Here is a 24,916-nt window from a genome sequence, read left to right on the forward strand (position 1 = left end):
CTACTCCTGTCATTGACCCTGGCGTTGTTGCCGGGCCTTCTCGATGAGTTGAGTCGACTTTAAAGCCGTGCTACTGATGTGATAATCCCAGCAAATTTGCATGACTTTGTGAAAGGTGCTCACAAATGAAAAACCCGTCCACGGCGGATCTGTCGATCTTTCTCTGCATCGCCCAGCACCTGAATTTCAGTCGTGCGGCAGTGGATCTGGGCCTGACACCTTCAGCCCTGAGCCATTCATTGCGAGCGCTGGAAAATCGCCTCGGCGTGCGGCTGTTCAACCGGACCACCCGCAGCGTGGCCCTGACCGAGGCTGGCGAGCGGTTATATGCGCGGCTGAAACCAGCCTTTCGCGACATCGAAGATGCCCTTGAAGACCTCAATCACTTTCGCGACAAACCCTCGGGCAATCTGCGTATTACGTCCGGGCGCCAGGCCTGTGAGCTGGTGCTGCTGCCCATTGCCAGCGAGTTCCTGCTGGCCTATCCGGACATACGTCTGGAAGTGGTCGAAAGCGATGCGCTGCTGGATATCGTCGCCGCCGGATTCGATGCTGGGGTACGCTTCGGCAACCGGCTGGAAGCTGACATGGTGTCGATGCCCATCGGACCGAATCTGCGCTCGGTGGTAGTCGGCTCACCCGGCTTTTTCGAACGACATCCCGCGCCACAGAAACCTGAAGACCTGCATGCCCTTCCCTGCATCCGCCATCGGTTCCCGAGCGGCTCGATGTACCGCTGGGAATTCGAACGCGGTGGCATTGAACAGGAAATCGAGATCAACGGACCGCTGACCCTGGGCGATGTGAGCCTGATGATCGGCCCGGCGTTGCAGGGCTTGGGGCTGGCGTATGTGTTCGAGGACATGGCCCGGGAACACCTGGCGAGTGGGCGACTGGTGCAGGTGCTGGCGGACTGGTGTCCGTACTATCCCGGTCTGCATCTGTACTACCCGAGTCGGCGCCACGTACCGGCGCCGCTCAAGGCGTTCATCGACTTTGCCCGCAATGCCCGCGACGGTAAAACGGGATAAGCCGTTCTACAGATACTTCAACCAGGCGATGTCGCGGCGCCGGGCCTTCAATCCCGAAAACCAGCGCACCGCCGGAAACAACCCGACCGCCAGCACCATCGCCGCCAGCCAGACCGCTGCCACCGACGAGAAACCGAAATAAGTGCCCTGATTAAGCCCGAACAACGCCAAGCCGATCAGGTACAACACCTTCAGCGCATACAGGTGCAGCAGGTAGAAAAACATCGGCGCCGAGCCGAAAACGGTCAGCCAGCGAATCCAGCGCCGATCCTGCGCACGCTCGAATACCAGCAACAGCAGCAACCCGACGCTCACCGTCAGCGTGATGAACAACAGCGACGGCGGGTATTTGGTGATGTTGAAAAAGCTCATCAGGGTTTGCAGACCGCTGTCGCCGAATGCCCAGGGTTTCTCGCCGTAACCGTTGACCAACCGCAGTGTCACGAACCCGATTAGCCCGGCGATACCACCGATCAACAAGCGACGCTGCCGCACTCCGGCATCAGCTGCGCGAGCGAACCACGGCCCCAGGGCGTAACCGAGACCGATCACGCCGATCCACGGCAACAGCGGGTACGAGGTACGCAGACGCAAGGTCTCACCGGCCTCGATCCAGCCGCGGTCATGCAGGATCGCCCATGGCACGTGCAGCGCCGATTCGGTGCCGAAGTGCAGTCCGTCGAGCAGGTTATGCCCGGCGATGATCGCCAGGCTCAACGTCAACAGCAGCCAGCGCGGCAGCCAGACCAGCAGCGACAGCGCGATCATGCTCAGGCCGATCGCCCAGATCACTTGCAGGTAGATCACGGTCGGTGGCAGCTGGAACGTCCAGGCGAAATTCACCAGGGTGAACTCCAGCAACACCAGAAACAGTCCGCGCTTGAACAGGAAGGCACTGACGTCAGCCTTGCCGTCGTACTTTTCCCCGAACAGCCACGCCGACAATCCGGTCAGCAGCACAAACACCGGCGCGCACAGGTGCGCCAGGGTACGGCTGAAGAACAGCGCAGGCTCGGTATTGGCGATGTCCATCGGATCAGAGACCTGACGATGCAGCAGAAAGGTTTCGCGCACGTGATCGAGCAACATGAACAGAATGACCAGGCCACGCAGCGCATCAATGGACAGCAACCGGCCGGTCACCGAGGGGGCAGAACGGGGAACCGCAATCGTCATGGAGGTATCGCAATCGAAAGGTTGATCGATGCAGCCGCCCGGAAGCGGCTGCAAATTAGCGTTACCTTATAACACGAAAATGCATTCCAATCGCTAGCGATTCTCAACCAGCGCTCACGCAGTGCGCAGGGTTTCCAGCACGACCTGCAACGGATGGCGCAACTGCTGATCGGCCTGGCGCTTGACCTGGCTGCGGCAGGAATACCCGGTGGCCAGCGCCTCGCCCTTCTCCGCCGGCGCCTCGATCTGCTTCGCCCAGGATTGCTCGTAGATCACTGCCGAGGTTTCGCGATTGCGTGCTTCGTGTCCGTAAGTGCCGGACATGCCGCAGCACCCGGTGGCCTGGGTTGCCAGCTTCAGGCCGACACGCTCGAACACCTGCTCCCACTGACGGGTAGCGGCCGGCGCGTTGGTTTTCTCGGTGCAGTGCGCCAGCAGGCGGAAGGTGTCGTCGCGGCGCTGAGAGGCTTGTTCCGGCATGACCTTGAGCAGCCACTCCTGCACCAGCGCTACCTCCGGGCATTTTTCCATCCCCGGCACTTTCAGGTATTCCTGGCGATAGACCAGGGTCATGGCCGGGTCGAGTCCCACCAGCGGCACACCGATCTCGGCCAACGCGCGCAATTGCCCGGCATTGCGCAACGCCGCGCGATTGAACGCCGACAGGAAACCCTGCACATGCAGCGGCTTGCCGTTGGCACTGAACGGCGCCAGGTAAACCTGATAGCCGAGGCGCGAAATCAGCTCGATCAGATCCGCCAGCAGCGGCGCTTCGAAGTATCGGGTGAAGGCATCCTGCACCAGCACCACGCTGCGCTCGCGTTGCGCCTGGGTCAGCGCCGACAACACGTCGACCGACGCCGGCTGAACCTGCCAGCGGCGCATCGCCGCGTGGAAATCGAAACGGCTGAGCAACGGCACATCGACCATGCCGCCAAGGCGATCGATCAAGCGACGGCTGAACGAGGCGCCCATCAAGCCGTTGTAGAGCAACGGAATCCGCGCCATATACGGAATCGTGTACTCCAGCGAGGCAATCAGATAATCCCGCGCCGGCCGCAGATAGCGGGTGTGATACAGCTCCAGAAACCGCGAACGGAAATCCGGCACGTTCACTTTCACCGGGCACTGCCCCGCGCAGGACTTGCACGCCAGGCAGCCGGCCATGGCGTCGTACACCTCATGGGAGAAGTCCTTTTCCTGCGCACGGCTGTTGCGCCAGCGCTGCAGCAATGTGCTGAAAAACGGCGGACGGCGGCTGGCATCGGCCAACACATCAACACCCGCCTCGCCCTGCAACCGCAGCCATTCGCGAATCAGCGAGGCGCGGCCCTTGGGCGATTGCGCACGCTGGCGGGTGGCTTTCCACGACGGGCACATCGCATCGTCGGGATCAAAGTTGTAGCAGGCGCCGTTGCCGTTGCAGTGCATGGCCGCGCCGTAGTCCTGCCAGACTTTCTCGTCGATCTGCCGATCAAGTTCGCCGCGCAGGGTCACTTCGTCGATCTTCAGCAATGCCGCGCCGGGAATGTTCGGCGTGGCGATCTTGCCGGGGTTGAACTGGTTGAACGGATCGAACGCGGCCTTCAAGGCTTGCAGCGCCGGGTACAGTTCGCCGAAGAACGCCGGCGCGTATTCCGAGCGCAGGCCCTTGCCGTGCTCGCCCCACAGCAGGCCGCCGTAACGCTGGGTCAACGCGGCGACGCCGTCCGACACTGGTCGCACCAGCGCAGCTTGTTGCGGATCCTTCATGTCGAGAATCGGCCGCACGTGCAACACGCCGGCATCGACGTGGCCGAACATGCCGTATTGCAGTTTATGGCTGTCGAGCAGGTCGCGCAGTTCGGCGATGTACTCGGCCAGGTGTTGCGGCGGCACAGCGGTGTCTTCGACAAACGGCTGCGGCCGCGCTTCACCGGCGACGTTGCCGAGCAAGCCCACTGCACGCTTGCGCATGCCGTAGACGCGATTCACCGCCGCATGCCCGACGGCCAGCGTATGCCCCAGTCGCTCGACCGTGGCGTCGGTGCCCAAGTGCTGGACGAAGGCCTCGACCCGGCCTTGCAATTCCTCGGGATCGTCGCCGCAGAACTCAACCAGGTTGATTCCCAGCGTTGGCCGCTCGGCGCTTTCCGGGAAATACTCGGCGACGCCATGCCAGACGATGTCCTGCATCGCCAGCAACAGCACTTTGGAGTCCACGGTTTCAATCGACAGCGGTTTGAGCGCCATCAACGCCCGGGCATCGCGCAAGGCATCCATGAAGCCGGCGTAGCGAATGTTCACCAGCATCGTGTGCTTGGGGATCGGCAACACGTTGAGCTTGGCCTCGACCACAAACCCCAGCGAACCTTCAGCGCCGCACAGCACGCTGTTGAGGTTGAAACGGTTGTCGGCCTCGCGCAGGTGCGCCAGGTCGTAGCCGGTCAGGCAGCGGTTGAGATCGGGGAAGGTTTCCCGGATCAGCTCGCCCTGCTCGTCGATGATCTGCCGTGCACAGCGATACACCTCACCGGCCCGGCCCTCACGGGCGCATTCCGCTGCCAGTTCACTTTCTTCCAGGGGACGGCCATGCAAGCGCTCGCCACCGCGCAGCACCATGTGCAGTTCCAGCACGTGATCGCGGGTCTTGCCGTAGGTGCAACTGCCCTGGCCGCTGGCGTCGGTGTTGATCATGCCGCCGACGGTGGCGCGGTTCGAGGTCGACAGTTCCGGGGCAAAAAACAGCCCGGCGGATTTCAGCGCGGCGTTCAGTTGATCCTTCACCACACCGGCCTGCACCCGCACCCAACGCTGTTCTACGTTGATTTCGAGAATGCGGTTCATGTGCCGCGACAAGTCGACGACGATGCCGTCGGTCAACGACTGGCCGTTGGTACCGGTGCCGCCGCCGCGAGGGGTGATCACCACTTTCTGGTACGCCGGTTCGGCGATCAGGCGCGCCAGCAGCGCCACGTCGTCGGCATCACGCGGGAATACCGCCGCTTGCGGCAAGCGCTGATAGATCGAGTTGTCAGTGGCCAGCACCACGCGGCTGGCGTAATCGGCACTGATTTCGCCGCGAAAACCGCCGTTTTCAAGAGCTTTGAGAAACTGCTGGTAATCGGTGTTCAACGCGGTGGAAGGCGACAGCTGGGCAATCATCGGGCGTGCAATCTCGGTCAAAAACGGGCCATGTGGCGGTGAACAGTTGTGCGCAATGAATGATTGCGTCACGCTCCCGCCATCTCATAGGCCTTATGTTCATTGCAGAGCGACGCCGGGACAACCGTAAAATCGACCCGCAATCCATGACTAAAACGAATGAATCCGCGAACCCTCACTCCCTCGATGTCGTTGCTGCTGGCGTTTGAAGCCGCCGCACGCCATGAAAGTTACACCCGCGCCGCTCACGAACTGTCGTTGACCCAAAGTGCCGTCAGTCGGCAGGTGCAGATTCTGGAAAAGATGCTCGGCATGCGCCTGTTCAGCCGCGAAGGCCGGCGAGTGATCCTTACCGACGTCGGGCGCATGTATCAGCGCGAACTGTCCGAAGCCCTCGGCCAGATCCGCAGCGCGACGTTGCAGGCCATGGCGTTTGGCTCAGGGATTCACAGCCTGCGCCTGGCGACCTTGCCGACTTTCGGTTCCAAATGGCTGCTGCCGCGCTTGAAGGATTTCTACACCGCGCACCCGGGCATGACGGTGCACCTGCATTCACGCATCGAAGCCATCGACTTCGACACCAGCGAAATCGACGCGGCAATTTGCGTCGGCGGCGGTGACTGGCCGGGGCTGACAGCCCACCGTCTGCACACCGAAGAACTGGTGGTGATCGCCAGCACGCAGCTGTCCGATGCCGAACGCCGTGCGGCCGACAAGGACATCGCCGGACAACTGCTGCTCAATGTCAGCAGCAACGCTCAGGCCTGGTCCGAGTGGTTCAGCCATCACGCCCTGCCCCATCGCAGCATGCGCATCGGCCCGAGTTTCGAGATGACCTCGCACTTGATCCAGGCAGTGCGCGCCAATATCGGCATCGGCCTGGTGCCGAGGATTCTGGTGGAGGATGAGTTGCACAACGGCGAGCTGCTGCAACTGGGCGAACCGATCAGCAGTCGGCGCAGCTATTACCTGGTGTACCCGGCGCGCAATGAGTCGCTGGCATCGCTGAAGGCGTTTCGCGACTGGTTGATGCGTACGCTCTGAAACAACAGAGGGCGCCGTTTGGCGCCCTCTGGTTTTGCTCGATCAGAACCGCGGCTTCAGCGCTTTCCAGTCCGGTTTGTAGCGCTGCATCTGCCGCACATCATCGCGCTGGCGGATGCCGCAGGTCAGGTACTGGTCATGCAGCTTGCCCAGTTGATCGTGATCCAGTTCCAGCCCCAGCCCCGGTGCACGAGTGATCTTTACGCAGCCATCGACAATCGGCAGCTTGCCGCCCTTGATCACTTCTTCATCCGGTTCCTGCCACGGGTAATGGGTGTCGCAGGCGTAGTCCAGATTGGGTACAGCAGCCGCCACGTGAGCCATCGCCATCAGGCTGATGCCCAGGTGGGAGTTGGAATGCATCGACACGCCGAGGCCGAAGGTGTCGCACATTTTCGCCAGGGTCTGGGTGTCGCGCAGGCCGCCCCAGTAATGGTGATCGGCGAGGACAATCTGCACGCTGTCCAGCGCCACGCTGCGGCGGAACTCGTCGAAATCGGTGACCACCATGTTGGTCGCCAGCGGCAGCCCGGTGCGTTTGTGCAGCTCGGCCATGCCGTCGAGGCCCGGTGTCGGGTCTTCGTAATACTGCAGATCATCGCCCAGCAACTCGGCCATGCGAATAGAGGTTTCCAGCGACCAGTTGCCGTTGGGATCGATGCGCAGCGGATAACCGGGAAAGGCCTTTTTCAGCGCCTTGATGCACGCCACTTCGTGCTCCGGCGGCAGCGTACCGGCCTTGAGCTTGATGCTCTTGAAGCCATAAGCCTCGATCATCCGTGCGGCCTGGGCGACGATCTGCTGCTCGTTCAGCGCCTCACCCCAGTTGTCCGGTTTGTACGGCGAATCGACGTGCTGCGCGTACTTGAAAAACAGATAGGCACTGAACGGCACTTCATCACGCACCGCCCCGCCCAGCAGGTCCACCAGCGGCACATTCAGGTAACGCGCCTGCAAGTCGAGAAACGCCACTTCGAACGCCGAATAAGCGTTGCTGACAGCCTTGCTGGCGTGGGAACCAGGCGCCAGTTCGGCACCGGCCAGACTGGCCGGTTTGTTGGCAGCAACCGTCGCCTGAACGATCCGACGCAGCTGATTGAGGTTGAATGGATCGAGACCGATCAACTGCGACTGCAACTGTTGCTGGATCGCCAGCGCCGGGGCATCGCCATAGCTTTCGCCGAGGCCGATGTAGCCGTTGTCACTCTCGATCTCGATGATCGAGCGCAGGGCAAACGGCTCGTGGATGCCACTGGCGTTGAGCAGCGGCGGGTCACGGAAAGCGATTGGAGTGACGGTTACGCGAGTGATTTTCAAAATGACGCTCCTGTTGAGTCGGAATCAGTGGCTCGCCAGCGGCTTGGCCGTCGGCGCAACGGCGGTTTCGGGTTCAGGCTTTGCCGGGGTTTTACCTTTGGCGCCGGGCGCCATGCGGGCGAAGAAGATCACCACTGCCGCCACCAGTGAGGTCGCGGCCAGGCCATACAGACCGCCCTCGATGGAGCCGGTGGTCTGTTCCAGAAAGCCGAATGCGGTCGGCGCGACGAAGCCGCCGAGGTTGCCGATGGAGTTGATCAGCGCGATCACCGCCGCTGCGATGCGCGCATCCAGATAGCTTTGCGGAATTGGCCAGAACAGCGCCGAGGCAGCTTTGAAGCCAATGGCCGCGAAACAGATGGCGACGAAGGCGAAGATCGGCCCGCCGGTGGTGGACATGAACATGCCGAACGCGGCAATCACCAAGGTCAGCGCGACCCACGCCTGCTGGAATTTCCACTTGCCGGCCAGCGCCGCAAAGCCGTACATCGCGACGATGGAAATGATCCACGGCACCGAGTTGAGCAGCCCGACCTGGAAGTCGCCGAGGTTGCCCATTTTCTTGATCATGCTCGGCAGCCAGAAAGTGGCGCCGTAGATCGTCAGGGCGATGGAGAAGTAGATGAAGCAGAACAGCGCGATCTGCCGGTCAGCCAACAGTTTGAACATCGATGGCTGGGCTACGTGAGTCGCTTCCCGGGCACGCTGTTCCTCGGCGATCGCGGCCACCAGCGTCTCGCGCTCTTCCTCGCTCAGCCACTTGGCCTGGCGCGGATGGGATTGCAGCCAGAACCAGACAAACCCGCAGAGCACCACCGACGCCGCGCCTTCGATCAGGAACATCCACTGCCAGCCGTGCATCCCCAGACCGCTGATGTGTAACAGCGCGCCGGACACCGGACCGGAAATCACCGAAGCGATTGCCGAACCGCTGAGAAACACCGCCATGGTCTTGCCGCGTTCAGAGGCCGGCAGCCATTGGGTGAAGTAATAAATGATCCCCGGGAAGAACCCGGCCTCGGCAGCGCCCAGAATGAAGCGCAACACGTAGAAACTGGTTTCACCCTTGACGAACGCCATGGCCATCGCCGCGGCGCCCCAGGTGAACATGATCCGTGTCAGCCAGGCGCGGGCGCCGTAGCGTTGCAGGAGCATGTTGGACGGCACTTCAAACAAGGCGTAACCGATAAAAAACAGACCGGCGCCCAGACCATAGGCAGCGGCGCCGATACCCAGATCGGTTTCCAGATGGCTGCGCACAAAACCGATGTTGACCCGGTCGATGTAGTTGACGATGAACATCACCACGAACAGCGGCAGCACATGACGCTTGACCTTGGCGGCGGCGCGGGCGAGTACCGTGATGTCCGGCGGACTCTGGAGGGTATTCAAGGGGCGACTCCCGATCTTTGTTTTTGTAGGGATAGCGGTGGCCTTTGAGGCGTAGATCGATCATGGACGGGGCAATTGATCCCGTCTAATCTAACTTGGCATTCGATTGATACCTGGATTAGATCAATGTTCGAGCTGACCCAACTGCGCTGCTTCACCACCGTCGCCACTGAACTTAACTTCCGCCGTGCCGCGGAACGGTTGAACATGACCCAACCGCCACTCAGCCGACAGATCCAGTTACTGGAGCATCACCTGGGTGTCGACCTGTTTACCCGCAGTACGCGCAGTGTGGCGCTCACTGCCGCTGGCCGCGCATTCTTCATTGAGGCGCAGAACCTGCTCGAGCGCGCCCAGCAGGCCGCCGTCACCGCCCGGCGCTTTGCCGAGGGTGACATCGGTTCGGTGAACATCAGTTTTGTCGGCAGCGCGGTGTACGAGTTTCTGCCCAAGGTCATCGCCGAGGCACGACTCAAACAGCCGCAGGTGAAAATCGACCTGACCGAAATGAACACCTATCAACAACACGAAGCCCTGCGCGCCCGGCGCATTGATCTGGGCATCGTCCGCGCGCCCTTGCTGGAACCGGGCTACGCCACCGAATGCCTGGTGCGCGAGCCGTTTGTGCTGGCAGTGCCGAGTGGCCATCGACTGGCCGAGGCTGATGACGTTTCAGTGAAGGACCTGGATGGGCAGCCCTTCCTGATGTACTCACACGCGGCCTATCCACCGTTCAACGAATTGCTCACCGGCATGCTGCGCTCGGCCCGGGTCGCTCCGGATTACGTGCAGTGGCTGGGTTCTTCGTTGACGATTCTGGCGCTGGTCAACGCAGGAATGGGCCTGGCGCTGGTGCCGCGTTGCGCGACCAGCGTGGTATTCAGGAATGTAGTGTTTCGCGAAATCGACCTGGGCGAAGGGGTGCAGAGCGAGCTGCATCTGATCTGGCGGGAGAACAACGACAACCCGGCGTTTGCGATGTTGCTGGAGGGCATTCGCCGGGCGGTGAAGGATGGATGGGGTTAGTAGCGGGCTTGCGGTGATGGGGGGTACTTCAGCGGTGGAGGTGCCTTTGGGCCCGTGATCAACGGTTTCTCCAACAGCTTCCCGTCGGGCCCTACGAAAAGTCGCTCCAGATGTTGTGGCATTGGTTGCGGTGCTCTGGCGGTCATGATGAACCCTCTGATGCCGGGCTGAATTCAACCCATTTAACCTTCGCGGAATCTATCAGCAAAAATTCGGCGCCAATAGGATCCAATTTGCCATCTTCGTTGAGCCAGCGTGGAAACCTCATCAAAAACTGCCCGGTGTTCGACTCCGGTGGCCACTCGACTGGCCAGCCTAGAACGCGCCTTTCATCCTCCAGATGAAGGGTGATGAATCGGTCATATTGAGCGAAAGCGCAGAACCATTCACTGGGATAGGAAGATTGTTTCGTTACGTTTCTACTGCGCAACCACCTATGCAATTTGCCATTGGTTGCCAGACAGCAAGCCATCAACCCAAGCAGTAGCGAAGCAAAAAATGCCCACGACGCTTCAGCTTTCGTATCCCATTTTCCTACAGAAAACCCCTTCTCCCCCACCCACACACAAACCGCCCCAATCCCCAGTACCATCCCGTGAATCACAAACGTGAAAATCAACGCCTGCACAATCTGCCCGAACGTATCCGGCCGCTTGAAGGCCGTCAGGGTGTAGAAAATCCAGGCCGAGACAAACCCCGGGATCAGGTACTGCAACAGCGGAATCACTTCTTTCACCAGATCATCCATGACCGGTCGCTCCTTGAATCAAAAAACAATCCTCCAGAAACAGCAGTGCCGGCCCGTAATGGGCCGGCACTCAAAGCCTAGTGCAGGCTGGAAAGACGCCCGCGATCAACTGTCACCGCGCATTACGCGTCCTGCAGAATCAGATCCGCGCCCTTCTCCGCCACCATCAGCACCGCCGCATGGGTGTTGCCCGATGTCACGTTGGGGAAGATCGACGCATCGACGATCCGCAAACCGTCGAGGCCATGCACCTTGAGGCGCTTGTCGACCACGGAAGATTGCTCGTCTGCACCCATCGCGCAGGAGCCACACAGGTGATAGATCGAACCGCAGTTGTCACGGAAGTACTGGAGCATTTGCTCGTCGGTTTCCACTGCCGGCCCCGGCAGGACTTCATCGACCGTAATGCCCTTCAATGAAGGCGCGCCCATGATCTTGCGCATCAGGCGGCTGCCCTGGATCACCTCGTCGATGTCCTTTTGCGTGCTCAGGTAGTTCGGGTCAATCAACGCCGCATCGCGCGGATTCTTCGAAGCAATCTCGATGTGCCCGCGACTGGTCGGGCGGCACGGATTGAAGCACAGCAGGAAGCCTGAATACGGCTCGGGCTTGAGGCTGGCCTTGTTGTTTTTCGGAATCTGGTAAGACAGTGGGTTGAAATATAACTGCAGGTTCGGATGGCTCTGCTCCGCGTTGCCTCGGAAGAATCCGCCGGCCTGATTGACGCTCATCGCCAGCGCGCCCTTGCGGGTCAGCAGATATTTCACGCCGAGCTTGAACTGGCCGAACAGCGAGCTCAGCTCATCGTTCAGGGTCGGGATATTGGCCTTGTAGTAGTAGCTGACGCACAGGTGATCCTGCAGGTTCTGCCCTACCGCCGGCAGGTGTCTGACCAGCGGAATCTGATGCTTGGCCAGCAAGGCGCGATCGGCCACGCCGGACAGTTGCAGGATCTTCGGCGTGTCGACAGCACCGGCGCACAGGATCACTTCCTTGCGCGCCGTGAAGGTCCGCGCCACACCATGCTGGGTGATGGAAATGCCGGTGGCGCGCTGCTGACTTTCATCGAACAGCACCCGATCAACCAACGCGTAATGCTCGACCGTCAGGTTCGGCCGGCTCAACGCCGGGTGCAAATGGGCGAAGCTGCTGGAACTGCGCTGACCATTGCGGGTGTTGACGTCGTAGATGCCCGCGCCTTCGAATTTCGGCCCGTTGAAATCGTCACTGCGGGGGTAGCCGAGTTCATCACAGCCCTTGAGAAACACGTCGCAGATCGGGTGGGTCTGGCCGGCCATCGGCGTGATGCTGATCGGCCCGCTGCCGCCGTGGTATTCGCTGTCGCCCAGCGGATGGTTTTCCAGTTTGCGGAAGTACGGCAGCACATCCTTGAAGCCCCAGCCGTCGTTGCCGTTGGCCGCCCAGTCATTGAAGTCATGAGCCTGGCCACGCACGTAGATCATCGCGTTGATCGAGCCCGAACCGCCCTGGACCTTGCCGCGCGGGGCGTAGATTTCGCGATTGCCCAACTGCTTCTGCGGCTGGCTGTAGTACATCCAGTTGAAGGTCGGGTTGTAATACATTTTGGCGAAGCCGACCGGGATCTTGAACCACAAGGAACTGTCCTTGCCGCCCGCCTCCAGCAGCAGCACCGTGTATTGGCCCGAGGCCGAAAGCCGATTGGCCAGCACGCAGCCAGCGGCGCCTGCGCCAGCGATGATGTAGTCGTATGTCATGCACGGTTACCGCGTAAGTCGTTGTACAAAGAATGCCTGTCAGCCAGGCACTATCCTTGTGGGAGCGAGCTTGCTCGCGATTGCGGTGCCACATTCAACATCGATGCTGACTGAACTGACGCTATCGCGAGCAACCTCGCTCCCACAGGTCTTGCGGTTGGGTTAGAAACCTCGTCAGCCCTTGGCCGGCGATGTGTCTTTGACGTCGGCCGGGGTCGGGGCCATTTGCAGGTGCAGGCGTTCGCCGGTGTACGGCGAATGCTTGCGCACCACGTCCATGTTCAGCTCCACGCCCAGGCCCGGCTCGGTGGACGGGATGATGTAGCCGTCCTCCCACTGCAGCGGTTTTTTCAGGACCTCGGCGTGGAAGCCACCCCAGGTCTCGATGCTTTCCTGGATCAGGAAGTTCGGCGTGCAGGCTGCGAGCTGGAAACTCGCCGCTGCGCCAATCGGCCCGTTGTACAAGTGCGGGGCGATTTGCGCGTAGTAGGCTTCGGCCATGCTGGCGATCTTCTTGCCTTCGAGCAGGCCGCCGCAGCGCGCCACGTTCATTTGCAGAATCGACGCACCGCCGGCCTGCAACAGCTTGAAGAACTCGTACTTGGTGGTCAGGCGCTCACCGGTGGCAATCGGAATGCTGGTCTTGGCCGCGACCTGCGCCATGGCCTCTTCCTGACCCGGCGGCACCGGTTCTTCGAACCACAGCGGATCGTATTTCTCCAGGCGTTTGGCCAGACGAATCGCCGAGGACGGCACCATTTGCCCGTGGGTGCCGAACAGCAGATCGCACTTGTTGCCCACCGCTTCGCGGATCTTGCGGCAGAAGGTTTCGCAGCGCTCCAGCACTTCCAGCGAGATCTGATGCCCGGAGTACGCCGTATAAGGCCCGGCCGGGTCGAACTTCACGGCGGTGAAGCCCTTGTTCATGTTTTCAACTGCGCACTCGGCAGCCAGATCCGGGTCGTCGTAGTCGTACTCGCCACGGCTGTTGACCGGGTACAGGTAGGTGTAGGAGCGCAGGCGTTCGTGAACCTTGCCGCCAAGCAGTTCGTAGACCGGTTTGTTCGCGGCCTTGCCGATGATGTCCCAGCAGGCCATTTCCAGGCCGCTGACCACGCCCATCATGGTCAGGTCGGGACGCTGGGTGAAACCACTCGAATAGGCCTGACGGAAGAAGCGTTCGATGTGGTGCGGATCCTGATTCAGCAAGTAGCGCTCGAACACGTCTTCGATGATCGGCAGCATGGCTTTGGGGCCGAAGGTCGCGGCGTAGATCTCGCCGACGCCTTCGATGCCGCAGTCGGTCTTGAGCTTGACGAACAGCCAGTACATGCCGCCGATGTGCGGTGGCGGTACGGCGACGATATGGGTTTCAAGGGCGACGATTTTCATCTCAGGCACCTGCTTTATTCAAAGATTTACGATTGATCCGGGCACGCAGGGTCACAGCAGCCAGGGTGCCGATCAGACCGATAGCAGCGATGTAACCGAAGTACAGCTTGTAGCCGAGGGCGCCAGGGAAATGCTCAGTGAGGTAGCCGTTGATCAACGGGATAAACGCATCCGGCATGTAACCGACTACCGAGACGATGCCGATGGCCAGCCCGGTGATACGCAGCGGAATGTTGCAGCTGTCGAGGATCGCCCAGTACAGACCGCGAATCGCGTAGGTCATCAGGCCGATGAAAATCACTGTCGCGATCAGCAGCCCCATGCTGTTGAGCGCCGGGAACACGATCAGCCCGACAATCGCCAGACTCGCCAGCAACAGCGCAACAATCAGCACCGAGATGTTTGAGAACTTGTCTCCCAGCCAGCCGCCACCGATGCCACCAATCGGGCGCATCCACAGTTTGATGGTGGTGATGGTGCCGGCCATGACGGCGGTCAGGCCGCTGCCTTGCAGGTAATCCGAGAAGCTGTAGGTGGCCCAGAAGATGTGATAGCCGCAGAACACGATCGCGGTGACCAGCCACAGTTCAGGGATCTTCACCAACGTTGCCAGATCAGTGAACAGGTTGAACTTGCCCTTCTCCACCGGCGGCGTGTCCTCCATCGACTTCGGGTCCTTGATCAGCACCAGCACACAGCCGATGGCGATACAGGTGAAGGCGTAGAGGTAAACCACATGCTTGAAACCTTCGGCGGTGGACTCGCCACGGGTTTCGGTGGCGTAGGCGAACAGCCCCAGCGCGACCGTTGCCAGCAACGCTTCGACCAGTCCGCGACCGCCATCAAGAATGCCGAAGAATCGGCCCTGCTCAGTGTGATGAGCAATCATCTTCACGCGCTTGAGCACCGAGGCCCAGAACGTCAGGCCGGTGGTCAAACCCCAGCAACCGAAGATGATCATCAGCCCGGTCATCGACGGCGCGGTCGAGTACCACAGGCCCAGCGCACCGGTCGCCACCAGCGAGAAAAAGATCAGGAATCGCGGCGCGATACGGTCGGCCAGCCAGCCGCTCGGCAAGTAGCTGAGCAGGAAAATCGTCCCCAGCATCGAGTACAGATAACCCAGCTCGCTGTGGTTGATCTGGAACACTTCGAGCATGGTGGTCTGATAGACCTGGCGCAGGTACAGAATCGGATAGATCGCACCGGCGGCGAGCACCAGCAACATCAGTTGGAAATAGCGACTTCCCTTGTCGCTCTGGCTTTTCGAAGCCGAGTTGGAACCCTGAACAGCGGCAGCAGAGGATGCATGCTTGGACATTGAAGTGACCTCGGGCGACCCGTGCTCCGGGCGCCCCTGATAATTGTTTTTATAGGTGTAGCGTGAGGCGTGATGCGGTGGATCAGTACTTCATGACCACGAGACGGGTCTGGGTGAATTCGAGCATGCCGTGCTTGCCGTCATCGCCGCCCAGGCCCGAGCGTTTCCAGCCGGCGTGGTAGCCCTGATACGGATCGGCCGGGGTGCGATTGACGTACAACTCGCCGGCCTCGATGGCGTTGGCGACTTTCTGCGCGGTGCGGTAGTTCTCGGTGTACAGCACAGACGACAGGCCGAACTGGTGGTCGTTGGCCATGGCCAGCGCTTCGTCGATGTCGCGGTACTTGAGCACCGGCAACACCGGGCCGAAGATTTCTTCCTGGACGATTTCCATGTCCTGACGGCAACCGCTGAGCAGCGTTGGCGGGTAGAAATGTCCCGGGCCTTCAGGCAGCACACCGCCGCTTTCGAGGACGGCGCCGTCGGCGATCGCGCGCTCGACCATCGCGTGGATGTTCTTCTGCGAACTGGCGTTGACCAACGGGCCCATCAGGCTGGCGTCCGTGGCGCGGTCGCCGAATTTCACGGCGGCGATCTTCGCTTTGAGCAACCCGAGGAAACGGTCGTAGACGCTTTCCTGCACATAGACCCGCTCCACCGCCGTGCACAACTGGCCGCAGTGAGTGGTCTTGGAGGCGATGATTGCGCTCGCGGCCGCTTCAAGATCGGCATTGGCTTCGATGATTGCCGGGGTCTTGCCGCCCAGTTCCAGCGACGGTTTGGCGATGTTGGCCTTGCAGTAATCGAGGACGATGCGCCCGGCGTTGACGCTGCCGGTCAGGGTGATCAGGCCCACGGCTTTATGGGTGCAAACGGCTGCGGCGGTGGCGTGATCCATGGTCAGGATATTGATTACGCCGGCCGGCATGCCCGATTGCTCCACGGCTTTGGCGATTTCGAATGCCGACGTCGGAGTGTTGTTGCTCGGGCGCACCACCACGGTGTTGCCGGCAATCAGCGCCGGAGCGATTTTGCGCAACAGGGTGTAGACCGGGTAGTTGAACGGAATCAGGCACGCGACGACGCCAATCGGCTCGCGGTGCAGAAACAGGTTTTCGTCGGGGCTGTCGCTGGGAATGATCTCGCCTTCGATGCGGCGCGCCCACTCGGCGTGGTAACGGGTGATCTGCGCGGCATAACGGGCTTCGTTGCTGGCATCGCTCAGGCTCTTGCCGGACTCGGCTGCCAGTGCGGCGCCGATGGCTTCGGCGCGATCTTCAAGGGCCGCCGCAAACGCTCGCAGGTGCTCGGCGCGTTCGATGCTGGTGAGTTTGCCCCAGGTTTTTTGCGCCTTGGCGGCGGCGTCGACTGCCGCCGTAGCCTCTTCGGCAGTAGCCGCTGACACCTGGCCGATCAACGCTTCGGTGGCCGGGTTGTAGACCGCGATCAGCGCCGCGCTGGCCGGCTCGATGAAGTGGCCGTTAACAAAATTTCGCTCGACTCGCATGTGCATCGCCCATCGTTTGTTTTTATCGATGCCGCCAGTCTTGTCATCGACAGCGGGTTCAACAAACGATTTATCCGGCGATCAAACATTCGAAAAAGGCTCGTTACTCAGAAAATCGCCTTCGAAGGCTCAAGCTGGCGCTGCGCCAGCCAGATCTCTTCCTGCAACCACTGACTGAACGCCTGCAATTGCGGCATCTGCGTCTGCTCCGGGCGGGTCACCAGCCAGTAGGACTGGTGCCCTTCAACGTGGACGTTGTGCACCTGGGTCAACTGCCCGCTGGCCAGCTCCGAGGCGACCATGTGCCAGTCGGCAATGGTGATTCCCAGACCATCGACCGCCGCCTGAATCGCCAGGTCCAGCAGGTCGAATTCATAACCGCCCTGGGTATCGACACCCGTGATGCGCGCCGCGTCGAGCCAGTGTTTCCAGGTCAGGTAACGCTGATCCTCCCGGGCCAGCACATGCAGCAGGGTCAGGCGATTGAGGTCGATGCCCTGATCGCCGCCCTCCCGCGCATACAGGGTCGGCGCGCACACGGCGATGTGCCGCTCCTGAATCAGCAGCGAGCTGTCGAGCCCGTCCCACTCGCCGTCGCCAAAACGGATCGCGCAATCGAGGGTGCTGGTTTCCGCGAGGCTGTCCTGCAAGCGGGTGGTGATGCTTAGTTCCAGTTCGGGATGTTGCTCGCGCAAGCGCCCCAGGCGTGGCATCAACCAGCGGCTGGTGAAGGTGGGCGGCGCGTTGATGTGCAGGCGGTTGGCGTGGGTTTTCTGCTGGATGCTGCGCACGGTCAGCTCGATCTTGTCGAATGACTGATGCAGCGCCCGCAGCAGAATCTTGCCGGCACCGGTCAGCTCGAGATGGTGATGGCGGCGTTCCAGCAGGCTCTCGCCGAGTTGTTCTTCCAGCTGCCGCACCTGACGGCTGACCGCGCTCTGGGTGACGTTGAGCAACTCGGCGGCGCGGGTGAAGCTGCCGGTGCTGCCGGCCACTTCGAATGCTTTGAGCGCATTCAGGCCGGGCATTTTGCGTTTCATACAAGGCACTCGAAAACCACTGACAAGGCGCAAAGCATCCCACGACACTGGCGAATTGTCCTACAGGATTTTCTGAGTAACATGCATTCGATGCAGGTTTCCCCACCGTTTTTATCGTTTGTTCAACAAACCGCAGATGGCAAAACTGCGCGGCATCTCTAATAAAAACAATCGAGAGCCGCTCCATGCCCTTCCCTGCCTCTTTGCGCCTGCGCACCACCTCCATCGCTCTGTTCTGCAGCATTGCCGCCCCGGCCATGGCGGTCCAGGTCACCGACAATCTCGACCTTGGCGGCGCCATACGAGCGCGTTGGGACGTGGACCCGGATCGCGACATCCAGAAGTTCGGTCTCGACACGGTGTTCCTCAGCGCCAAGTACAACTCCGACACCTGGATCGGCGAAGCGCAATACCGCTTCTACGGTCGCTCCTACCCGTACCAGTACACCAAGGACTACGGTGATATCCGCTTCGCCAAGTTCGCGTGGGTCGGCTACAAGTTCAACCCGGACCAGCAAGTACAGGTCGGCCTCAATACCGTACCGTTCGGCTTGCAGCCGTACTTCGGCAGCACCTTCTATGAAACCCTGGGCAACGTCATCGGCCTGGAAGACGTGCAACAGGTCGGCGCCAAGTACATCCAGCAAAGCGGCGACTGGAACGTTCAGGCCGGTTATTACCTGCGTCCGGCCTGGCAAGGCAAAGGCACCAGCAAAGGCGTGACCTACTCCAGCGTCGTGTCGGGCGCCGACAGTTACGTGGCCGACGGCAGTGACAATCAGGAACGCAACACCGTAGTGCTGCGCGTGGCCAGGTCGCTGGATCTGGGGCCTTGGAAATCCGAAGTCGGGATCTCCGGCCTGACCTCGACCCTCGAAAACAAGGACACCGACAACGACGGTCGACGCAACGCCGTAGCCGTGCATTACCTCGGCAAGAACGGCCCGTGGGGCGTGCAGTTGCAGGCGGCGCGGCAGCAGATGTCGCCGCGCAACGCCGGCACCGATGAACTGGTGACCCTCGGCGGTTACGACGGTACTTACAACGTGGCCAGTCGCGGCAATCTGTACGTGGCTGACCTTAGCTACGACGTCAGCGGCAAATACCTGTTCGACCAGGTCAGCGGGATCAAGCTGTACGCCAACTACAGCGCGTTCGACAAGTCTGCCAGCGGCTTCAAGACGTCTGAGCGGATGATCCTTGGTACCTCGTTTTCCGTCAGCAAATTGTGGGTGGCCACGGAATGGCTGTTCGGCAAAAACGATCCGTACATCGGTGGCAGCAGCTACACCCAGAGCCTTGGCGCGGGCGGATTGGATCAGTGGGAGAACCAGTTGTATGTGAACGTCGGGTATTACTTCTGACGCTCGAACTTTCAGCGCCTGAAAGTCAGTCATCGCTGGCAAGCCAGCTCCCACAGGATTGATGGTGGCCGCAATATTTGTGGTCACCTTGATACTTGTGGGAGCTGGCTTGCCAGCGATGGCGTCTGTCCAAACAACACTTGCATCCGCCCATCACCGATAGTCAGATAGGCCCATCTCAAAACAACAATAAACCGCCCGATCCGGAGTTCCGCCTCCATGCGTCAACTGCCCTCGCTCAACACCCTGCGCGTGTTCGAAGAAGTCGCCCGTCATCGCAGTTTCAGCCAGGCCGCCATCGGGCTGAACGTCACCCAGGGCGCAGTCAGTCGCCAGATCAAACAGCTTGAAGACTACCTCGGCGTCGCGCTGTTCGTGCGCACGCCTCAAGGGCTGTCGCTGACCGAAGCCGGCAGCAATCTTTCCCCGCATCTGGCCGAGGCCTTCGACCACATCGAACGTTCTCTGCAAGCGGTGCGCGTGCCCAATCTGCGCCAGCGTTTGAAAGTACTCGCGCCGCCGACCTGGGCCACGCGCTGGCTGTCGCCACATCTGCGCGCATTCTGTCAGCGCTACCCGGACATAAACCTCAGCGTGACCAACCAGATCGGCCACGACAGCCTCACGGAAGTCGATTGCCACATCCGCTTCGGCCTCGCGGCAGCGCCTCACTGCGCCAGCCAATTGCTGGTGATGGAAAGACACATCGCGGTGGCCAGCCCGGAGCTGTTCAACGGCGATCAGCCGCCGGATCTGCGGCAATTTCCGCTGCTGCACATCCTGCACGACGGCAAGCGCTTGAAGGTCTGGGAAAACTGGCTGGCGGCCATGGGCCGGGATGATATCGATGCCGCGCAAGGGCTGGAATTCAGCACCCTGGATCAGGTGATTCATACCGCCCTGGCTGGCGGTGGCCTGGCGGTGATCGACCGGCAGATGATCGAAAAGGAACTGGCCAACGGCAGCCTGCTGCCGATCACCCCGATTGAGGTGATCGGCCCTTATGGGTATTGGCTGGATGTGGCGAATGACAAGCAAGGGCTGTCGAAGGTGAGGCTGTTTACCGAGTGGCTAGGGGTTGTCAGCAACCCCTGACCTGCACTCATCAGACGGGCGTGGCGACTTTCCCTACCACCCCTGTCCCGACTTCCACCGGACTCTGCGCCTTGCATGCCTGACTCAACGTCAACGACTTGGTCTCCGGCGCCCACGCCCAGGACAGCAACGCGCCGATCCCCAGAATCGCCGCAAGAATGCCCATGGTCGGGCTCAAGCCGATCCCCGCCACGCTCACCGGCAACAGGAACGTACTGACTGCCGAACCCAGACGGCTGACTGCAGTCGCCAGACCGATCCCGCTGGCCCGCACTTCCGTCGGGAAGCTCTCCGCCGGGAACACGCCCACCAGGTTGCTCACCGCCGACAGCACCAGCGTGAACACGCCGAACACCAGCACCATCAGCCACGGCGCACTGCCCGGCAACACCGCCAGCAGAAACAACGCCACCGCCAGAATGATGAACGAGTTGATCAGGAAGCCGCGCCGGGTGAATTTGATCGTGCACCAGATACCGATCAACGCGCCGAGGATCAGCAGCATGTTGAGCATCAACTCGGTGCCGAAGCCTTCGGCCAGGCCCATCTTCTGCAGGATCGACGGCAAGAAGGTGTAGATGGCAAAGTACGGCATGACGATGCACACGAAGAACAGGCAGTTGAACGCCGTGCGCTTGCGGTATTCGCGGCTGAACAGCACCGCGTAGCCCGAGCGGGTTTCCGTGGAGCGGGTTTCGTCCAATTCGACGTTATCGCCCAGATGCTTTTTGACGATGGCGCGGGCTTCGGCCACCCGGCCCTGATTGACCAGCCAGCGCGGCGACTCCGGCGTGCCGATCCGGGCGATCAGAATCAACGCCGCCGGGATCGCCGACGACGCCAGCATCCAGCGCCACGCATCATCACCGAGGCTGAGCATGGCGGTGCCGACGAAGGTCGCTGCGACGTAGCCGAAGGTCCAGATCACGCTGAACGAACCCAGCAACACGCCGCGATGTTTCTTCGGCGCGAACTCGGCAAGCATCGCGTGCCCGACGCTGAAATCCCCGCCCAGACCGATGCCGATCAGCACCCGACAGAGGAACAGGCTCATGGCGGTTTCGACGTAGAACTGCATCACCGAGGCGATGGTGATCAGCACGAAACTGACCAGAAAGATTTTCTGCCGGCCGACCTTGTCCGAGATCCAGCCGAAAAACAGACTGCCGAGAAACAGGCCGATCAGCGCCGACGCGCCGATCAGACCCTGCCAGAACGCGTCGAGCTGCATCTGCGGGCTGAGCAAGGTGAACGCGATGCCGATCAGGCCAAGGATATAGCCGTCGGTGAAGTGCGCGCCGAAGGTCAGGCCGGCGATCTTGAGGTGGAAGCGCCCGATGGGCAGGTCATCGATCTTTACGGGTTGAGCGGACATGTTCGTCTCCAATTGTTGTTATTGACGGAGAAACCGATAGCTCTTGCAGTTCATTGTGGGAGCGAGCTTGCTCGCGAAGCGGAGTGTCAGTTAACAGAACTACCAACTGGCCCGACGCATTCGCGAGCAAGCTCGCTCCCACAGATTTCGAGTGATACTCAGAGACCGCCCATCAACAGGTATTTGATCTCCAGATAGTCATCCAGACCGTATTTCGAACCTTCACGCCCAAGGCCCGATTCCTTGATGCCACCGAACGGTGCCACCTCCGTGGAGATGATCCCTTCGTTGATGCCGACCATCCCGGCTTCCAGCCCTTCAGCCATGCGCCAGACGCGGCCGATGTCGCGGCTGTAGAAGTACGCCGACAGACCGAACGGCGTGTCGTTGGCTCGCGCCAGCACCTCGGCTTCGTCCTTGAAGCGGAAGCACGCGGCCACCGGGCCGAAGGTTTCGTCCTGAGCGATGAGCATGTCGCCGTTGGCTTCGGTGAGGATGGTCGGTTCGTAGAACGTGCCGCCGAGGGCATGACGGCGACCGCCGCACAACAGCGTGGCGCCCTTCTCCAGCGCGTCGCTGACGTGGGCTTCGACCTTGGCCAGCGCCGCGGCGTTGATCAGCGGACCTTGCTCGGTCTCACCGTCCAGCGCACTGCCCACGCGCATCGCCGCCACGGCTTCGGCGAGTTTGCCGGTGAAGGCTTCGTAGACGCCGTCCTGAATGAAGAAGCGGTTGACGCACACACAGGTCTGCCCGGTGTTGCGGAATTTCGAGGCCATCGCGCCTTTCACGGCCGCATCGATGTCGGCGTCGTCGAAGACAATGAACGGCGCGTTGCCGCCCAGTTCCAGCGAAACTTTTTTCAGGGTGTCGGCGGCCTGACGCATCAGCAATTTGCCGGTGCGGGTCGAACCGGTGAACGACAGCTTGCGCACCACGCTGGACGCTTGCAGGGCGCCGCCGATGGCCACCGCATCGCCGGAGACGATGTTCAACACACCGGCCGGAATCCCGGCCTGCTCGGCCAACACCGCCAGGGCAAATGCCGACAGCGGGGTTTCTTCCGACGGCTTGAGAATCATCGTGCAACCCGCCGCCAGCGCCGGTCCGACCTTGCGGGTGACCATCGCCAGCGGGAAGTTCCACGGGGTGATCGCCGCAACCACGCCGATCGCTTCCTTGGTCACGATGATCCGCGCATCGGCCTTGTGGCTCGGAATCACATCACCGTAAGCACGCTTGGCTTCTTCACCGAACCACTCGAGAAAACTCGCGGCGTAGACCACTTCGCCCTTGGCTTCGGCCAGCGGTTTGCCCTGTTCGCGGCTGAGCAAGGTCGCCAGCTCCTGCTGGTTGGCGAGCATCAGATCGCTCCAGCGTTTCAGGCGCTGGCTGCGTTCCTTGGCGGTGAGTTTGCGCCACGCCGGCAAGGCACGGTTGGCGGCTTCGATGGCGAGGTTGGTTTCCTCGGTGCCAGCCTTTTGCACGTCGGCGATCAGTTCGCCATTGGCCGGGTTGCGCACCGGATAAGTAGCGCCGCCCTGGCCCCACTGACCGTCGATAAAGTTGCCGTGACGGATCAATTCGCTCATGCCACCGCCCCCTGCAACGTAAAGCGTTCCTGCCCTGGACGGGCCGTGCGCAGGATGCGTTTGCCGGCGGTGTAATCGTTGATCACGTCGCACGGGGTGTAGTTGCGTTCCAGCTCGTGCAGTTCTTCGGCATCGAGTTTTGTCTCCAGCGCTGCCAGTGCGCTGTCGAACTGTGCGGTGGTGTCAGCGCCGACCAGCATGCAGTCCACGCCCGGATGATTGGCGACCCAGGCCTGGGCGATCTGCGCGTTCGACACACCACGGGCACGGGCCACGCGCTGTACGGAATGAGCGATCTCGAACGAGGCTTCGTCGCTGTACATCTGCTGGGTGAAGAAGTCGGTCTGGTTGCGGGTCGATTGCACGTCACCCGTCAACAGGCCACGAGCCAGCGGACTGAACACCGAGACGCCGATGCCCTGATCGCGGCAGAACGGAATCATCTCGCGCTCTTCTTCGCGGTAGGCGCAGTTCAGTTGCAACTGCATGTTGATCGGCTTGACCCAGCCATTGCGCTCGCAGGCCATGAGGATTTTCGCCAGTTGGCCGGTGAGCATGGTCGAGACGCCGATGTAGCGCGCCTTGCCGGAACGCACGATGTCGTTCAGCGCGCCCATGGTTTCCTCGACCGGGGTGTTCACGTCGAAGTAATGCAGCATGAACACGTCGACGTAATCCATGTCCAGACGCTTCAGCGAAGCATCGATGCTGTCCATGATGTGCTTGCGCGAATGGCCGCTGGCATTGATGCCGTTGCGGGTGCCGTAGCCGACCTTGGTGGTGATCACCAGGTCTTCGCGACGGGCCAGACGCTTGACGATGCGCCCCACCACTTCTTCGCCGACACCGGCGGAATAGAAGTCCGCCAGGTCGATGAAATTCACGCCGTTGTTCAGGGCGTGAGCGACGATCGGCTCGCTTTGTTTTTCATTGAAGATCCACGGCTTCCAGTCCGGGGTGCCCATGTTCATGGTGCCCAGGCACAGGCGGGAAACTTGCAGGCCGGAGTTGCCCAAACGGATGTATTGCATGGCGCGGACCTCAGGCTTTTGGCGTGTAGAAAGGGTTGCTGATGTGATTGACCACATCTTTGAGCTGCGCGGTTTCCGGCTTGCCGGTCAGGGCGGCGCGGATCGCGGTACGGCAGGCGTTGTAGTTGTTCAGGTAGACCGCATCGAGGTCGTCGCAGGCCGGGTTGACCCAGTTGGCGGTGACGATGGCCCACTCGTCTTCGGCTTCCGGCGGCAGCGTGCCGTCGAGCAGTGCTTCGAGCACAGCCTTGGCGATGCCCGCCTGGGAGGCGCCCCACGTCGCGTTGCCGTGCAAGTCGCTGCTGATCGCAGCCTTGTTGACGAACAGGGTCATCGGCTTGACCGGAATGTTCGGCTGGGCGATCACCATGAACGGGCAATGGCCCTGGCTCGGCGACGCCAGACTGTTGGCAAACGCCTGCCCTGCCGGACCGTTGCGCGGGCCGATCAGGATATTGATGTGCGCGGCGTTCACGCCCGGGCCTTCGAAACCTTCACCGATGTACAGGTCGAGTTCTTTCATCAGTCATTACTCTTTGCGATGCAGAGGGATTTTTTGGGGTGATCGACAGCTCACGCTGACCG

19 protein-coding genes are annotated in these 24,916 nt (G+C 61.2%); 5 read left to right on the top strand and 14 right to left on the bottom strand.

The features are described from left to right. Positions 1-125: 125 nt before the first annotated feature. Positions 126-1,031 carry a LysR family transcriptional regulator gene (locus IHQ43_RS16850; protein WP_192561374.1) on the top strand — a complete coding sequence of 302 codons (906 nt, stop codon included), beginning with the start codon at positions 126-128 and terminating at the stop codon, positions 1,029-1,031. 6 nt (positions 1,032-1,037) lie between these two features. On the opposite strand, the gene IHQ43_RS16855 is transcribed toward IHQ43_RS16850, so the two are convergent. Together IHQ43_RS16855 and ydiJ are read right to left on the bottom strand one after the other, a co-directional pair. Then, a complete protein-coding gene (locus IHQ43_RS16855; RefSeq protein WP_192561375.1) occupies positions 1,038-2,207 on the bottom strand; it encodes an acetyltransferase domain-containing protein in 1,170 nt (389 codons plus the stop codon). 114 nt (positions 2,208-2,321) lie between these two features. Beyond that, complete coding sequence (gene ydiJ, locus IHQ43_RS16860; RefSeq protein WP_192565022.1) at positions 2,322-5,351, bottom strand: D-2-hydroxyglutarate dehydrogenase YdiJ; 3,030 nt, start codon at positions 5,349-5,351, stop codon at positions 2,322-2,324. 159 nt (positions 5,352-5,510) lie between these two features. Between ydiJ and IHQ43_RS16865 the strand changes: the two genes are divergently transcribed. Further along, complete coding sequence (locus tag IHQ43_RS16865) at positions 5,511-6,395, top strand: LysR substrate-binding domain-containing protein (protein WP_192561376.1); 885 nt, start codon at positions 5,511-5,513, stop codon at positions 6,393-6,395. Positions 6,396-6,437: 42 nt separating this feature from the next. On the opposite strand, the gene IHQ43_RS16870 is transcribed toward IHQ43_RS16865, so the two are convergent. Then, a complete protein-coding gene (locus IHQ43_RS16870; RefSeq protein WP_192561377.1) occupies positions 6,438-7,712 on the bottom strand; it encodes a glucarate dehydratase family protein in 1,275 nt (424 codons plus the stop codon). A 24-nt stretch (positions 7,713-7,736) separates the two neighbouring features. Next, entirely contained in the window at positions 7,737-9,104 is a 1,368-nt protein-coding gene (locus IHQ43_RS16875) for an MFS transporter (RefSeq protein ID WP_192561378.1), read from the bottom strand. A gap of 126 nt (positions 9,105-9,230) precedes the next feature. Between IHQ43_RS16875 and IHQ43_RS16880 the strand changes: the two genes are divergently transcribed. Then, positions 9,231-10,130 carry a LysR family transcriptional regulator gene (locus tag IHQ43_RS16880; protein WP_192561379.1) on the top strand — a complete coding sequence of 300 codons (900 nt, stop codon included), beginning with the start codon at positions 9,231-9,233 and terminating at the stop codon, positions 10,128-10,130. Between the two features lie 142 nt (positions 10,131-10,272). Here the strand turns inward: IHQ43_RS16880 and IHQ43_RS16885 are convergent, their stop codons facing one another. The 6 genes from IHQ43_RS16885 to IHQ43_RS16910 form a co-directional block, all read right to left on the bottom strand. Continuing rightward, entirely contained in the window at positions 10,273-10,878 is a 606-nt protein-coding gene (locus IHQ43_RS16885; RefSeq protein WP_192561380.1) for a DUF6338 family protein, read from the bottom strand. Positions 10,879-11,000: 122 nt separating this feature from the next. After that, positions 11,001-12,614 (bottom strand): GMC family oxidoreductase, encoded by a 1,614-nt coding sequence (locus tag IHQ43_RS16890; protein WP_192561381.1) that lies wholly within the window; start codon positions 12,612-12,614, stop codon positions 11,001-11,003. A gap of 174 nt (positions 12,615-12,788) precedes the next feature. Continuing rightward, complete coding sequence (locus IHQ43_RS16895; RefSeq protein ID WP_085602972.1) at positions 12,789-14,006, bottom strand: mandelate racemase/muconate lactonizing enzyme family protein; 1,218 nt, start codon at positions 14,004-14,006, stop codon at positions 12,789-12,791. Between the two features lies 1 nt (position 14,007). Next, positions 14,008-15,327, bottom strand: a complete 1,320-nt coding sequence (locus tag IHQ43_RS16900; RefSeq protein ID WP_192561382.1) for an MFS transporter — start codon at positions 15,325-15,327, stop codon at positions 14,008-14,010. An 82-nt stretch (positions 15,328-15,409) separates the two neighbouring features. Further along, a complete protein-coding gene (aldA, locus tag IHQ43_RS16905; RefSeq protein ID WP_192565023.1) occupies positions 15,410-16,834 on the bottom strand; it encodes an aldehyde dehydrogenase in 1,425 nt (474 codons plus the stop codon). Positions 16,835-16,941: 107 nt separating this feature from the next. Beyond that, the gene (locus tag IHQ43_RS16910; protein ID WP_096820112.1) at positions 16,942-17,874 is read right to left on the bottom strand and encodes a LysR substrate-binding domain-containing protein; all 933 of its coding nucleotides are present in this window, start codon (positions 17,872-17,874) and stop codon (positions 16,942-16,944) included. A 185-nt stretch (positions 17,875-18,059) separates the two neighbouring features. Here IHQ43_RS16910 and IHQ43_RS16915 point away from each other — a divergent pair, with 185 nt between their 5' ends. After that, complete coding sequence (locus IHQ43_RS16915; RefSeq protein WP_192561383.1) at positions 18,060-19,238, top strand: hypothetical protein; 1,179 nt, start codon at positions 18,060-18,062, stop codon at positions 19,236-19,238. A 219-nt stretch (positions 19,239-19,457) separates the two neighbouring features. Further along, positions 19,458-20,333: a LysR substrate-binding domain-containing protein gene (locus tag IHQ43_RS16920; RefSeq protein ID WP_192561384.1), complete on the top strand. Its 876-nt coding sequence runs from the start codon at positions 19,458-19,460 to the stop codon at positions 20,331-20,333. A gap of 10 nt (positions 20,334-20,343) precedes the next feature. On the opposite strand, the gene IHQ43_RS16925 is transcribed toward IHQ43_RS16920, so the two are convergent. From IHQ43_RS16925 to fae, 4 genes are all read right to left on the bottom strand, one after another. Beyond that, the gene (locus IHQ43_RS16925) at positions 20,344-21,708 is read right to left on the bottom strand and encodes an MFS transporter (RefSeq protein WP_192561385.1); all 1,365 of its coding nucleotides are present in this window, start codon (positions 21,706-21,708) and stop codon (positions 20,344-20,346) included. Between the two features lie 158 nt (positions 21,709-21,866). Next, the gene (locus IHQ43_RS16930; RefSeq protein WP_192561386.1) at positions 21,867-23,300 is read right to left on the bottom strand and encodes an NAD-dependent succinate-semialdehyde dehydrogenase; all 1,434 of its coding nucleotides are present in this window, start codon (positions 23,298-23,300) and stop codon (positions 21,867-21,869) included. Continuing rightward, positions 23,297-24,331, bottom strand: a complete 1,035-nt coding sequence (locus IHQ43_RS16935) for an aldo/keto reductase (protein ID WP_192561387.1) — start codon at positions 24,329-24,331, stop codon at positions 23,297-23,299. The genes IHQ43_RS16930 and IHQ43_RS16935 overlap by 4 nt, the downstream gene beginning before the upstream one ends. A gap of 10 nt (positions 24,332-24,341) precedes the next feature. Then, positions 24,342-24,854 carry a formaldehyde-activating enzyme gene (gene fae, locus IHQ43_RS16940; protein ID WP_192561388.1) on the bottom strand — a complete coding sequence of 171 codons (513 nt, stop codon included), beginning with the start codon at positions 24,852-24,854 and terminating at the stop codon, positions 24,342-24,344. Positions 24,855-24,916: the final 62 nt, after the last annotated feature.

Source organism: Pseudomonas gozinkensis (assembly GCF_014863585.1).
Taxonomy (GTDB): Bacteria; Pseudomonadota; Gammaproteobacteria; order Pseudomonadales; family Pseudomonadaceae; genus Aquipseudomonas; species Aquipseudomonas gozinkensis.

Excerpts from the sequence above, each read along its gene's own strand:
- IHQ43_RS16890 (WP_192561381.1), bottom strand. The coding sequence starts at position 12,614 with ATGACATACGACTACATCATCGCTGGCGCAGGCGCCGCTGGCTGCGTG.
- IHQ43_RS16855 (WP_192561375.1), bottom strand. The coding sequence starts at position 2,207 with ATGACGATTGCGGTTCCCCGTTCTGCCCCCTCGGTGACCGGCCGGTTG.
- fae (WP_192561388.1), bottom strand. The coding sequence starts at position 24,854 with ATGAAAGAACTCGACCTGTACATCGGTGAAGGTTTCGAAGGCCCGGGC.
- IHQ43_RS16865 (WP_192561376.1), top strand. The coding sequence starts at position 5,511 with ATGAATCCGCGAACCCTCACTCCCTCGATGTCGTTGCTGCTGGCGTTT.
- IHQ43_RS16935 (WP_192561387.1), bottom strand. The coding sequence starts at position 24,331 with ATGCAATACATCCGTTTGGGCAACTCCGGCCTGCAAGTTTCCCGCCTG.
- IHQ43_RS16930 (WP_192561386.1), bottom strand. The coding sequence starts at position 23,300 with ATGAGCGAATTGATCCGTCACGGCAACTTTATCGACGGTCAGTGGGGC.
- IHQ43_RS16925 (WP_192561385.1), bottom strand. The coding sequence starts at position 21,708 with ATGTCCGCTCAACCCGTAAAGATCGATGACCTGCCCATCGGGCGCTTC.
- aldA (WP_192565023.1), bottom strand. The coding sequence starts at position 16,834 with ATGCGAGTCGAGCGAAATTTTGTTAACGGCCACTTCATCGAGCCGGCC.
- IHQ43_RS16915 (WP_192561383.1), top strand. The coding sequence starts at position 18,060 with ATGCCCTTCCCTGCCTCTTTGCGCCTGCGCACCACCTCCATCGCTCTG.
- IHQ43_RS16920 (WP_192561384.1), top strand. The coding sequence starts at position 19,458 with ATGCGTCAACTGCCCTCGCTCAACACCCTGCGCGTGTTCGAAGAAGTC.
- IHQ43_RS16895 (WP_085602972.1), bottom strand. The coding sequence starts at position 14,006 with ATGAAAATCGTCGCCCTTGAAACCCATATCGTCGCCGTACCGCCACCG.
- IHQ43_RS16885 (WP_192561380.1), bottom strand. The coding sequence starts at position 10,878 with ATGGATGATCTGGTGAAAGAAGTGATTCCGCTGTTGCAGTACCTGATC.
- IHQ43_RS16850 (WP_192561374.1), top strand. The coding sequence starts at position 126 with ATGAAAAACCCGTCCACGGCGGATCTGTCGATCTTTCTCTGCATCGCC.
- IHQ43_RS16900 (WP_192561382.1), bottom strand. The coding sequence starts at position 15,327 with ATGTCCAAGCATGCATCCTCTGCTGCCGCTGTTCAGGGTTCCAACTCG.
- ydiJ (WP_192565022.1), bottom strand. The coding sequence starts at position 5,351 with ATGATTGCCCAGCTGTCGCCTTCCACCGCGTTGAACACCGATTACCAG.
- IHQ43_RS16910 (WP_096820112.1), bottom strand. The coding sequence starts at position 17,874 with ATGAAACGCAAAATGCCCGGCCTGAATGCGCTCAAAGCATTCGAAGTG.
- IHQ43_RS16880 (WP_192561379.1), top strand. The coding sequence starts at position 9,231 with ATGTTCGAGCTGACCCAACTGCGCTGCTTCACCACCGTCGCCACTGAA.